This is a genomic window from Flagellimonas hadalis, from assembly GCF_007785775.2.
Lineage (GTDB): Bacteria > Bacteroidota > Bacteroidia > Flavobacteriales > Flavobacteriaceae > Flagellimonas > Flagellimonas hadalis.
Window position 1 is genome coordinate 516009 of record NZ_VNIK02000001.1, and the last position, 13204, is coordinate 529212.

The following is a 13204-nucleotide window of genomic DNA, read 5'->3' on the forward strand; positions in this document are numbered from 1 at the left end:
TATGGAGTTTGATATTGTAGTCTTGACGGACCATCGATATGTGTCACCCCAAAAAAAGACACCCTATATCGAAAATGTACTGTTGGAAGACCGTTTGGTAGTGGAAGCTTTGCAGGCAGAAGGTTTGAAGGTCGTCCGAAAATCGTGGGATAATCCCCATTTTGATTGGTCCACCACAAAATTGGCCCTCTTCCGCACCACTTGGGACTATTTTGACCGATTCCCTGAATTTTCCAAATGGTTTGAAAACACCTCCAAACTGACCCAGTTCATCAATTCCAAAGAGCTGATCATATGGAACATAGACAAACATTACCTCCAAGACCTTTCCAAGGCAGGCGTCGCCATTCCCAAGACTATCATTGTGGAAAAGGGGACCCAAACCACATTACAGGCTCTTTTTTCCACTGCGGTGCAAGACCATGGTTTCAGGAAAGAGCAATTTGTGTTGAAGCCCTGTGTATCTGGTGCGGCCCGACATACCTACAAGATCCATACAACGGAGGTTTCAAAGTACGAAGCGCTGTTTGGACAATTGATTTCCGAAGAAGCGATGATGCTACAGGAATTTCAAGAGAACATCGTTTCCGAAGGGGAGATTTCCATGATGCTGTTCCATGGGGAGTTCACCCATGCCGTGCTCAAAATTGCCAAGCCTGGTGATTTTCGGGTGCAGGACGATTTTGGCGGTAGCGTCCACGAATATGACCCGTCCAAGGAACAGATTGCTTTTGCAGAAAAAGTGGTCAATGCCGCTCCCGAACTTCCCGTTTATGCACGGATAGATCTATTTCGGGACAACGAAGGAAATTGGGCCCTGGCCGAATTGGAGATTTTTGAACCAGAGCTGTGGTTCCGACGTAATCCATCAGCAGCAAAAAAGTTGGCCAAGACCATCAAGGACACCTGTTTGTCCGTCAAAGTCTAGACCATTGAGACAATACATAACGATAACTATTTCAAAATGAAAAATTTAACCCTCCTATTGTTAAGCATTGGCTTAGGGTGTACCGCCCAACAGAAAACCACTGGCAAACTAGTTGCTTTGGATGATGCTTTTTATGATTATATAAGCAAAGACGCAAAAATAGAAGTGCTAGCCAAGGATTTCATATGGTCCGAAGGTCCTGTTTGGGTCAAGGAAGGTGAGTTCCTCCTATTTTCGGACGCTCCACAAAACACCATTTTTAAATGGGATGAAAAGGAAGGGCTCACGCAATTTTTAGAACCTTCTGGCTACACCGGAATACTACCTTACAGCAAGGAACCCGGCAGCAACGGACTCATCATCAACAATAATGGGGAACTGGTGGCCTGCGAACACGGCGACCGAAGAATTTCTCGGATGCCACTATCCTTCGGCGGAAAAGTAACGGTGGCCGACAAATGGAAGGGCAAGCGTTTCAATAGCCCAAATGACATCGTACAGACCTCTAAAAGCATCTATTATTTTACCGACCCTCCGTATGGCCTGCCAGAGCAGGAAAATTCCAAAACTCGGGAAATTGATGCATTTGGTGTCTTCAAAGTTGATAATGAGGGTAAAGTTGATATGGTGGTCGGCAACCTTTCACGCCCAAATGGGCTTGCGCTTTCTCCAGACGAAAAAATACTATATGTGAACCAATCGGATGGCAACGCGCCTTATATCATGGCATACAACATCCAAGATGATGGGTCATTGGATGAGGGCACTATTTTCTTTGATGCCACTGAACTACGGAAAGAAGGATTGGTTGGCTCTTTGGATGGTCTTAAGGTGGCCAAGGATGGCACTATTTTTTCCACAGGGCCGGGCGGAGTGCTGATCATTACCTCCGAAGGAAAACTTTTGGGTCGCATTGAAACAGGACAACGGACGGCCAACTGCGCATGGGGCGATGATGGTTCGACCCTATATATGACGGCTCATGAATTTTTGATGAGAATCAAAACAAAAACTACAGGTACAGGTTTTTAACCCCGTTACTTGGCAATCTGTTTCTTTAATTCTTCCATGGATTGTTGCAGTTGTCGCAAAAGCCCTGTTTCGGTCGTGGCATCCACATTAAAGGTCAATTTGCTGCTCACTTCCCAGATTTCCTGTATCTGAAATGGCTTGATTTCATAAGGAGGATAGGTCTCGTTCAAAGAAACCAAAGTGATGTTGTTGGAGTTGGGCCTTCGCTCTATTTTCTTGACCATTACGGAATCCTGGAGCACCACCACATACATTTTGTTGGGGCTCACATGATCAATATGCTCAATGGCACGCGCCAACACCCAATCATTGGGCCTAAGATTTGGCAACATGCTGTCCCCTTCCACCTGAAACCCCCTGTACGTGGCATTTCGGAATTCGGGTATGGGCATGTCAAAGGCGGGCAACTGTTGGTACCAGCTCGTATCGGAAATGTTCTGCGGATAGCCCGCAGCGGCCTTGGCATTCACCAATACCATATTGTCCTGATCGGAATTGTCCACGGTGACCACTTTGGGAATCACACTGGTTCTGGAGGTGTCCAAGTATTTTTGGTCACTCTCCCCGAACAGCCACATGGGGTTGATTTTAAATTGTTTCAATAACTCCGATACCACTTTTCCCGATAGTTTGGTCCTCCCCCGTTCAATATCAGCCGTGGTGTTCTTCACGCCCAACAATTCCGCAAACTCGGCCTGTGTATGGCCCAGCTCCCTTCGGATGTCCGTAAATCGTTTCAGTGTCAGTTCGTTTTCCATCCTAGATACATATTGCTGTCAGGTCGAGCGCAGTCGAGACCTAATAAACGTTTCTTAGGTAAGACCTCTCGATAGCTCCTTCGACTACGCTCAGGATGACGCCTCGAGGAGCCAATACCTCCTCAAATATAGCTAATTTGGATTATTTCCAAAACTTTTTATGGATTATTTCCATTTATTGGATTATTTCCATATTTTTGATTGGAATATTTCCAAGTTATGGATTTTGATAGAATACGGGAAAAACTGAACATTCTGGCCGATGCGGCCAAATACGACGTGTCATGTGCCAGTAGCGGAAGCGACCGGACCAATACCAACAAGGGACTCGGTAATGCTTCGCACATGGGAATCTGCCACAGCTATACCGAGGATGGACGTTGTATTTCCTTATTGAAAATCTTGCTGACCAACCATTGCATCTTTGATTGCGCCTATTGCGTCACCCGCAAAAGCAACGATGTAAAACGAGCGGCCTTCAAAATCCAGGAAGTGGTGGACCTGACCATCAATTTTTACCGGAGGAACTATATCGAGGGATTGTTCCTGAGTTCCGGGATATTCAAAATTGCGGATTATACCATGGAGCGTTTGGTAGCCGTGGCCAAAAAACTACGGGAAGAGGAAAATTTCAATGGGTATATCCACCTGAAATCCATACCCGGGGCCAGCGATGAACTCATGTACGAAGCGGGACTCTATGCGGACCATCTTTCCGTTAATATTGAAGTGCCTACCATTTCTGGCCTAAAACTCTTGGCTCCCGATAAAAAGCATGAAGACTTCACCAAACCCATGCTCAAGGTGAAGAATGAGATCGTGCGCTTCCAAACCGAACGAAAGATCATCAAAAGCACTCCCAAATATGCCCCGGCCGGACAGAGCACCCAAATGATCGTGGGCGCTTCAGGGGAAACGGATAAGGACATCATGTACTCCGCCACCTATTATTACAAGACCTACCAAATGAAACGGGTATATTATTCTGGTTATGTGCCAGTTGCAGATGATACCCGATTGCCGGCCATTGGTTCGCAGGTGCCCATGCTCCGGGAGAACAGGCTCTACCAGACCGATTGGCTCTTGCGCTTCTATGGTTTTGCCGTGAACGAAATTTTGAGCAAGGAGCACCCCAATCTGGATATGGACGTAGACCCCAAGCTTTCGTGGGCGTTGCGCAACCTGTACCATTTTCCAGTGGATGTGAACGCGGCGGACAAACGTCTCTTGGCCCGCATACCCGGTATAGGCATGCAATCCGTGGAAAAAATAATAAAAGCCCGAAAATTTCGAAGGCTGAACTGGGACCACCTCAAAAAAATTGGAGTGGCCCTCAACCGCGCCCAGTATTTCATGGTATGCGATTCCCGCCATTGGGAACGCCGTGATCTGGATGCGGAGAAAATCAAGGGGATGATCTTGCAGACGTCGTCCGGCAAGTTCAGGAACCAATACAGTAACCAACTGTCATTATTCAATTAACAATGAGCAGTTTACAATGAACAATGGTGTCATTTCGAGGGAGTTCATAATGGAAGAATCCAGATTGTCCACTTTCGTTGGAAATGCCTGCAAAAACAAAATTCAAGCGTTATGAATGCTTCAACAACCTTAATTTATGACGGCAGCTTCAACGGCTTTCTTACGGCTGTGTTTGTTGCTTTTGACGAAAAGATCAATGTGGCCGACATCCAAAGGAACGGTCAGTGCCAAAATGGACTGTTTTCGGACACCGAGACCATTTTCACCCACGTGGAAAAGGCCAAACGGGTCTGGAACGGCATCAAGGGCAAAAGCCACAATGCCATTTCCAATGTGTATTTTGCCTTTTTGAGCGAAACCGAAGGGGTGGAAATGATGTTGTACACCTACATCCAAAAACTGATGCGCACCCAGACCGGCAAGTATCTGGACTATTCGGACGGTACGGTGCTGCACATCAGCCAATTGGCACGAAAGGTGGGCCGGGAAAAGCACCGCATGGAGGCCTTTGTGCGGTTCCAGTTGACGAAGGACAACATCTATTTTGCGAACATAGAGCCCGATTTTGATGTGCTGCCCCTGATTTCCAAGCATTTTCGGGACCGCTATGCGGACCAGCAATGGCTCATTTACGACGTGAAGCGCAAATATGGCATCTATTACAACTTGGACCATGTGGAAATGGTGTCCCTGAACCTACGGGAAGTACATTTCAACAAAATCCATAAAAGTGATGCTTTCCTGAGCGAGGAATACGATTACCAGACCCTTTGGAACGATTATTTCAAAAGCACGGGCATCAAGTCCCGGATCAACCCCAAATTGCATACGCAGCATGTGCCCAAACGGTATTGGAAGTATCTTTCTGAGAAAAAAGCAAGTTAGGCAACGTAATCCCGATGTGGGTAACCTTTGACCCAGATATGCAACATGGGGCCTGAGCGAAGTCGAAGGGTTGAGTGTAATAATTGTTTAACTTAACTGAACGAATTTGAATCTTGATTGAAACATGCAAAAGAAAGATGTTGAAATATGGCAAAAATCCTTCTCCATACTTGGTCAAATTTTTGTCCCTGTTATTGCCTCTAGTTTTATTATAGACCCCATCTATGCCCAAGGAGCTTCAACATTTGCTCTCCAAATGTTGAGCCTAGCTCAATCTGAAGTAAAACAAAAAAGAGTTGAGTCCCTAATGTTTGGATTGGAGGACTTATTAAAAAAGCATGATGAAAATTTCAAGTTTGAAAAAGCGAATGTTCAAGAAGTAAGGGATTTATTAGAAACTGCAATAATAAATGCCAGTAGGGCGAGTTCAGAAACGAAAATAGATCGCTTAAGGAAAGTTTTATTCGGCCATATCATCGACCCACAACCCATTGATTACACTTCTAGATTTCTTGATTTAGCGGTTAGACTAAATGATGATCAGGTGAAAATTTTAAACGTTTATTTCGATACGGAATACCAACTAGCACCATTGAGAGAAGAATTAGCCAACATTGGTGAAATATTGAAGAAATCAGAAAAAGTTGAATTAAAAATCGTCAATCCAAATTTAGGAGCATCTATTAAACAAAAGGAGATTTTTTTGAAAAAAAAGAAGGAGACAGAAAAAAGGCAAGATGATTTACAACTTGAATATGAAAATATAATTAATACAAGAAGACGATATAATTCGAAATATGACCCAGATACTTTTCAATTTTTATTTAATGATATGAGAGTTTTAGGCATAGTCTATAATCCAGCCGAGGGAAGAATAAGTAATACGGGGGATTCTTCATACTATCACTGTACAGCTCTAGGGAAAGGTTTCGTCAAATATTTAAAAGAAGAAGTTTAGCCTTACTTCCCCTTCTCCCCCACAAAATGGTCGCTCTTGTTTTTAAAGAGCACATTAAAACTGGTCAAACTGCCATAAATGCGGGTGATGTATTGCTGTAGGTCAATTTTATCCTGATCGTCCAGGTTACTGCTGTTGATCTTTTGTTCCATCACACGGATACGGTCGCGCACCATCACGATCTTGTGGAAAAAGGTATCGATGGGCATTTCCTTGTTCTGGGTGGCATCCCCGGGATCCAGGATCAGTTTACCACCCTTCCACTTATCGGCAATGGCCACTTTCTCGTGGGTATCGCTCCATTTTTCCAAAATCTTGACCAAGGAACGTTCCACTTCAAAAAAGCTGACGGTGTCCACTTCGTCCTCCACCGCCTCGATCACCTCAAAATCGGCATCAAGTTCAATGGTTTCCAGTCCACTTTCCAAAAAAGTGACCCAATAATGTTTTGAAGATACGTTGGTCACCACCCCTTTTCCGTGTTCGGGATGATCAATGCGAGAGCCAATGCCCAGTAGTTTCATGCTTTAGAAATTTTAGTGTCAACTTCCGCAAAAGCGGAAGTCTTTCGTTCATGGATTCCCACATCCGCGAGAATGATAAATAACTTCGTAAAAATAAGCCATCAAATAACAATAACGAAAACCAAACCTCCTTCTTTTTTACGTGTCAAATCGCTATTTTTGAAGCTTTGCTATGAATTTATGATCCACTACGAAGAACATATTGAGGTCAAGGGTGCACGGGTGCACAACCTGAAGAACATTGACGTCACCATTCCACGCGAAAAACTGGTGGTCATCACCGGGCTTTCGGGCAGTGGAAAATCCTCTTTGGCCTTCGATACCATCTATGCCGAGGGCCAACGCCGCTACATCGAGACCTTTTCCGCTTACGCCAGACAGTTTTTGGGCGGGCTGGAACGCCCCGATGTGGACAAGATAGATGGTCTATCTCCCGTAATCGCCATAGAACAGAAGACCACTTCCAAATCCCCACGATCAACCGTAGGCACCATCACGGAGGTGTACGATTTTCTCCGCCTGTTGTTCGCACGTGCCGGGGATGCCTACAGCTATAACACGGGCGAGAAAATGGTGAGTTACAGTGACGAACAGATCAAGGAACTCATCATTGAATCCTACCTCGACAAAAAAATAAATGTGCTGGCCCCTGTAATCAAATCCAGAAAAGGCCATTACCGCGAACTTTTTGAACAGATTGCAAAGCAAGGATTCGTAAAAGTGCGGGTGGATGGTGAGATCATGGACATTACCAAGGGCATGAAAGTGGACCGCTACAAGACCCACGACATCGAAATTGTGATCGACCGACTGAAGGTTACTGATAGTGAGGATTTTCACAAACGCTTGGCGGAGACCATCAACACGGCCATGTACAGTGGCGACAACGTGCTGATGGTGTTGGAAGAGGGCGAGACCGTGCCCCGCTATTTCAGTCGTGACCTGATGTGTCCCTCCACGGGCATTTCGTACCCCACGCCGGAACCCAACACCTTTTCGTTCAACTCGCCCAAGGGCATGTGTCCCGATTGCAGTGGTCTGGGCCATATCTACGAAGTGAACGAGCGGAAAATCATCCCCAATCCCAAACTGTCCATCAAGGCGGGCGGACTTGCCCCGCTTGGCGAATACAAGAAATCCTGGGCCTTCAAACAGTTGGAGACCATCGGGCAACGGTATGGGTTTGACCTTTCGGATCCCATTGAAAAAATCCCCGAAGAGGCCATGGACATCATCCTCAACGGAGGAAAGGAAAGTTTTGAGGTAGATTCCAAATCCCTTGGCGTAAAAAGGCAGTACAAAATTGATTATGAAGGCATTTCCAACTTCATCAGGACCCAATTTGAAGAAGCCAATTCCACTTCCCTAAAACGATGGGCGAAGGATTACATGGACAAAATAAAGTGTCCCACCTGCGAAGGTGCCCGCTTGCGCAAGGAATCGCTCTATTTTAAAGTGGGCGAAAAGAACATTGCGGAACTGGCCCAAATGGACATTGCCGAACTGTCCACTTTTTTCAACAACTTGGAAGAAACACTTGAGGGCAACCAAAAGAAGATAGCGGAAGAAATCATCAAGGAAATCAAGGCGCGTATCGGTTTTTTGTTGGATGTGGGGCTGGACTACCTTTCCTTGAACCGGAGCTCCAAATCCCTGTCCGGGGGCGAGGCTCAGCGTATCCGACTGGCCACCCAGATAGGGTCGCAATTGGTAGGGGTACTCTATATTTTGGACGAGCCCAGCATTGGACTTCACCAACGGGACAACGAACGCTTGATCCATTCCTTGGAATCACTCCGAGACATTGGAAATTCCGTGATCGTGGTGGAACATGACCGGGACATGATCGAACGGGCCGACCACGTGATCGATATCGGTCCAAAAGCCGGGAAACATGGCGGGGAGATCATTTCCGAAGGAAAACCCTCCGAACTGAAGGACCACCACACTCTGACCGCCCAATACATTTCGGGCGAACTGGAAATTCCTGTCCCTACCACTCGAAGAAAGGGAACGGGCAAAAAAATTGTGCTTTCTGGGTGTACTGGAAACAACTTGAAGGATGTCACCGTGGAGTTCCCTTTGGGAAAACTCATCGGCGTCACGGGCGTATCGGGCAGCGGAAAGTCCACCTTGGTGAACGAGACCCTCTACCCTATCATGAACGCCCATTATTTCAACGGGGTCAAAAAACCGATGCCCTATAAAAAAATCACCGGGCTACAGCATATCGACAAGGTCATCGACATCAACCAATCGCCGATTGGGCGTACACCACGATCCAATCCGGCAACCTACACTGGGGTTTTCAGCGAAATCCGAACCTTGTTTGCCAAAACGACTGAAGCGACCATCCGCGGATACAAACCGGGGCGATTCAGCTTCAATGTGGCCGGAGGGCGCTGCGAAACCTGTCAAGGTGGAGGGTTGAAGGTCATTGAAATGAACTTTCTTCCCGATGTGTACGTGGAATGTGAGACCTGCAATGGCAAACGGTTCAACAGGGAGACCTTGGAGATCCGGTATAAAGGCAAATCCATTTCCGATGTGTTGGAAATGACCATCAACGAAGCGGTCGATTTCTTTGAGAACATTCCCAAGATCCATCGAAAACTGAAGACCATCAAAGATGTGGGTTTGGGCTACATCTCATTGGGACAGCAGTCCACTACCCTTTCCGGCGGCGAGGCCCAACGGGTGAAACTGGCCACCGAGCTTTCCAAACGCGATACCGGAAACACCTTTTACATACTGGACGAACCCACAACCGGACTGCACTTTGAAGATATCCGGGTGCTCATGGAGGTGCTCAACCAACTGGTGGACAAAGGAAATACCATCTTGGTGATAGAGCACAACATGGATGTGATCAAAATGATGGACCACATCATAGACATAGGTTATGAAGGGGGGCGCGGCGGCGGCATGGTTGTTGCTACAGGAACCCCGGAGGAAGTGGCCAAGGACAAGAAAAGCTACACGGCCAAATTTTTGAAAAAAGAACTGGAAAACACAAAAGAAAAGATTGCAAAGGCAGTCTGAAAAGCATAAATTAAGCGAATGAGAAAAGAACAGCACTCGAAAGGGTGGAATGAGATCAAGACGAACGATTCGTGGGCCATATTCAAGATCATGGGCGAGTTCGTCAACGGGTTCGAGAAGATGAGTGTCATTGGCCCCTGCGTGTCAATTTTTGGATCCGCGCGGGTACGTGAGGGCAACCATTACTATGACCTAGCGGTAAGGATTGCACAAAAAATCGCCGAAGCCGGCTATGGGGTCATCACTGGCGGCGGGCCTGGGATCATGGAGGCCGGGAACAAAGGGGCCAATCTGGCCGGGGGAACATCGGTGGGGTTGAACATCGACCTTCCCTTTGAACAGCACGACAACCCTTATATCGATGAGGACAAGAGTCTGGATTTTGATTACTTTTTTGTCCGTAAGGTCATGTTCGTCAAATATTCACAAGGCTTTGTGGTGATGCCCGGAGGGTTTGGCACCTTGGACGAACTTTTTGAGGCCATCACCCTTATCCAGACGCATAAAATACATACCTTCCCTATCATATTGGTGGGCACCGATTTTTGGAAAGGCCTCCTCGACTGGATCAAGAATACCATGCTGGAGGCTGGAAACATCAGTCCGCGGGACTTGGACCTGATTCAATTGGTGGACACCGAGGACGAGGTGGTGGAGATCATCGATGCCTTTTACAAGGGTCGTAACCTTAGTCCCAACTTTTAATCCGTACCCATTTGATAATACAACGGTCCCTTTTGCGGTTTCCATTGCTGTTGCTCATCCTGTGCTCCCCTGTTCGGGGACAGCACAAAAATGAGATTGTGGCCACCTTGGACGGCCAAACGCAGCAAATCAGGATACGCCAGCACTTCACTTATGTGAACCGTTCCGATAAAGGGCTTACCAATCTGTATTTCAACGATTGGAACCATGCCTACTCCAACAAGAGCACGGCCCTTGCCAAGCGTTTTGCCGAAGAGTTCAACCGGGGACTACATTTGGCCAAGGACAGGGAAAGGGGGCAGACCACCATCAAGACCCTAGTGGATGATAATTATGGGGGATTGGATTGGAAAAGGGTCGAGAACAGGGATCTTATCTCTGTTAGTTTGAACGAAATCTTAAAGCCCGGGGAATCCATACAATTGTTCTTCACCTATACCGTAAAACTTCCCTCGTCAAAATTTACCTCTTATGGCTTTACACCGAATGGAGGATACAATCTGAAGGATTGGTACCTAACGCCCGCCGTTTTTGATGGCGAGGATTGGAGATTGTACGACAACATGAACTTGGACGACCTCTATACGGATGTGGCCCAGACCACCATCAACCTGACCTATCCCGAAAAGTTGTTCATGGCCACCAATTACAGACAATCCAGTGTGGCCCGGTTTCCTGGAGGACAGCATACACAACTCTTTGGCGACAACAGAAAAAGCTGTGAGATCATCCTTACCGTCGAAGAGACTTTTACCAAACATGTCACCGCTCCGCTGACAGTGATCACCGATATCGAATCCAACAAATATGATAAAATATCCCAAGGAATATCCATTGAAAAGACAGCCCACTTCCTCCAAGAGAATTTGGGGGAATACCCACATGAAAACCTGCTGGTAAGTGATTTTGATTACAACAAGTCCCCTTTGTACGGCATAGGACAACTCCCCTCTTTCATTAGGCCCTACGAAGAGCAGTTCCAGTTTGAGATGAAGTTCCTGAAAACGGCCATCCGTAATTATCTGGAAGAAACCCTCTACCTGGATCCAAGACAAGAACGATGGGTCAATGACGCCATTGGCTATTACTTGATGATCAAATATGTGGAGGAACACTACCCCGATCAGAAGCTCATCGGTAAACTCTCCAGGATCTGGGGCGTCAAGAACTTCCATTTGGCCCAAATGGATTTCAACGAACAGTATGCCCTCTTCAGCATGTTATCCGCCCGAAAGAACATTGACCAAGCATTGACCACACGGAATGATTCCCTGATCAAGTTCAATGAAAAAATAGCCAATGGCTATAAGGCGGGACTTGGCATGTCCTATTTATCGGCATATTTGGATAAGACGAAAGTGGACAGTAGTATTCTTGACTTTTACCGAAACCACCGATTGAAACAGGACGTTACGGCGCAAGATTTTAGAAAGACCCTAGAAAAATATGCGGACAAGGACATCGATTGGTTTTTTGATGAATACGTCTCCACGGACAAAAAGATTGATTTCAAGATCAAAAAACTACAGAAGACAGATGATTCCATCACCCTTACCATCAAGAACAAAAGGGGAACCGATGTTCCCATATCTCTTTTTGGACTCCAGAACGACACTGTAGTCTCCCAGTATTGGTTTTCTGGCATCGATACGACAAAGACGGTCACTATACCCCGAAACGGTGAGGACCGATTGGTCCTCAACTATGACCAGAAAATCCCGGAATTCAACCAAAGGGACAATTGGAAGACCTTGAACGGTTTCTTCTCCAGCAACAAAAAGTTGAAGTTCCAATTTTTCAAGGATACCGAAGACCCATACTATAATCAGGTTTTCTATGTGCCAATCGCCAATTTCAATATTTATGATGGGGTGACCCCGGGGATGCGACTTTACAACAAAACCTTTCTGGAGCGGCCCTTCCAGTACGACATTTCGCCCACCTACTCCTTTTTGGAACGTACCTTGGTGGGCAAGGCCAGCTTCAAGTACCGTAAATACCATCAAAAGACCGGGCTGTTCTATACCGACTACTCCATTTCGGGATCCACCTCCCATTTCCAAAAGAGTTCGCGCTTTTCGACCCTCACCCCTGCCGTTAGTTTTGGATGGCGCCCAAATGACCTCTTGTCCAACCGCAGACAATATTTGACCTTCAGGTACAGAAACGTTTTCAGGAACATCGATGACAATTTGGTGGGTGAAATAGACACAGACCCAGATTACAACGTAATGAATGTCCGGTTTGTAGATGTGGACAATAACATCCTCAATTATATTTCGTGGTTTGTGGACGCACAGCATTCAAGCGATTTTACCAAACTGGCCTTTGAAATGGAATACCGGAAATTGTTCCATAGTAACCGACAGTTCAACCTTAGGTTCTATGCCGGAAAGTTCTTGAGGAACAAGACCGAATCCGACTTTTTCAGCTTCGCCTTGGACCGCCCTACCGACTATATGTACGATCTTTCCTATTTGGGCCGATCGGAAAGTTCCGGGATATACAGCCAGCAGATCATCATTTCCGAAGGAGGTTTCAAATCCAAATTGGAAAACCCCTTTGCCAACGATTGGATCGCGACCACAAACGCCAGTACCAATATTTGGAGATGGGTAGAAGCCTATGGCGACCTCGGGCTCATCAAAAGCAAGGGGGAAAACACCCGTTTTGTCTATGACGCTGGGGTGCGACTGAACTTGGTCACCGACTATTTTGAACTCTACTTTCCCGTGTATTCCAATTTAGGTTGGGAAATTGCACAGGACAATTATGGCCAGCGTATACGGTTTGTGGTCACCATCAGCCCCAAAACACTTACTGGGCTGTTCACCAGGAAATGGTTCTGAATTTATCATATTCACAAAAAAATGATGTTAAAAATATGATT

Annotated in this window: 10 protein-coding genes; 8 read left to right on the plus strand and 2 right to left on the minus strand. The window is 46.3% G+C overall.

What is annotated here, in order from left to right; translation table 11 throughout:
* Nucleotide 1: 1 nt before the first annotated feature.
* Together FOT42_RS02245 and FOT42_RS02250 are read left to right on the plus strand one after the other, a co-directional pair.
* The gene (locus FOT42_RS02245) at nt 2-928 is read left to right on the plus strand and encodes an ATP-grasp domain-containing protein (protein WP_151888941.1); all 927 of its coding nucleotides are present in this window, start codon (nt 2-4) and stop codon (nt 926-928) included.
* 36 nt (nt 929-964) lie between these two features.
* Nucleotides 965-1960: an SMP-30/gluconolactonase/LRE family protein gene (locus FOT42_RS02250; RefSeq protein ID WP_151888942.1), complete on the plus strand. Its 996-nt coding sequence runs from the start codon at nt 965-967 to the stop codon at nt 1958-1960.
* A 5-nt stretch (nt 1961-1965) separates the two neighbouring features.
* Here FOT42_RS02250 and FOT42_RS02255 read toward each other — a convergent pair whose 3' ends face one another.
* The gene (locus FOT42_RS02255) at nt 1966-2718 is read right to left on the minus strand and encodes an XRE family transcriptional regulator (RefSeq protein ID WP_151888943.1); all 753 of its coding nucleotides are present in this window, start codon (nt 2716-2718) and stop codon (nt 1966-1968) included.
* A gap of 219 nt (nt 2719-2937) precedes the next feature.
* Between FOT42_RS02255 and FOT42_RS02260 the strand changes: the two genes are divergently transcribed.
* From FOT42_RS02260 to FOT42_RS02270, 3 genes are all read left to right on the plus strand, one after another.
* Nucleotides 2938-4200, plus strand: a complete 1263-nt coding sequence (locus tag FOT42_RS02260) for a putative DNA modification/repair radical SAM protein (protein WP_151888944.1) — start codon at nt 2938-2940, stop codon at nt 4198-4200.
* Nucleotides 4201-4311: 111 nt separating this feature from the next.
* Complete coding sequence (locus FOT42_RS02265) at nt 4312-5085, plus strand: TIGR03915 family putative DNA repair protein (protein WP_151888945.1); 774 nt, start codon at nt 4312-4314, stop codon at nt 5083-5085.
* Nucleotides 5086-5209: 124 nt separating this feature from the next.
* Nucleotides 5210-6043 carry a hypothetical protein gene (locus tag FOT42_RS02270; RefSeq protein WP_151888946.1) on the plus strand — a complete coding sequence of 278 codons (834 nt, stop codon included), beginning with the start codon at nt 5210-5212 and terminating at the stop codon, nt 6041-6043.
* A gap of 2 nt (nt 6044-6045) precedes the next feature.
* Here FOT42_RS02270 and FOT42_RS02275 read toward each other — a convergent pair whose 3' ends face one another.
* Nucleotides 6046-6567 carry a hypothetical protein gene (locus tag FOT42_RS02275; protein WP_151888947.1) on the minus strand — a complete coding sequence of 174 codons (522 nt, stop codon included), beginning with the start codon at nt 6565-6567 and terminating at the stop codon, nt 6046-6048.
* A gap of 180 nt (nt 6568-6747) precedes the next feature.
* Here FOT42_RS02275 and uvrA point away from each other — a divergent pair, with 180 nt between their 5' ends.
* The 3 genes from uvrA to FOT42_RS02290 are packed head-to-tail and all read left to right on the plus strand — an operon-like array spanning nt 6748 to nt 13163.
* Nucleotides 6748-9609: an excinuclease ABC subunit UvrA gene (gene uvrA, locus FOT42_RS02280; protein WP_151889314.1), complete on the plus strand. Its 2862-nt coding sequence runs from the start codon at nt 6748-6750 to the stop codon at nt 9607-9609.
* 18 nt (nt 9610-9627) lie between these two features.
* Nucleotides 9628-10314 (plus strand): LOG family protein, encoded by a 687-nt coding sequence (locus tag FOT42_RS02285; RefSeq protein WP_151888948.1) that lies wholly within the window; start codon nt 9628-9630, stop codon nt 10312-10314.
* Nucleotides 10315-10325: 11 nt separating this feature from the next.
* The gene (locus FOT42_RS02290) at nt 10326-13163 is read left to right on the plus strand and encodes a gluzincin family metallopeptidase (protein WP_151888949.1); all 2838 of its coding nucleotides are present in this window, start codon (nt 10326-10328) and stop codon (nt 13161-13163) included.
* Nucleotides 13164-13204 lie beyond the last annotated feature (41 nt).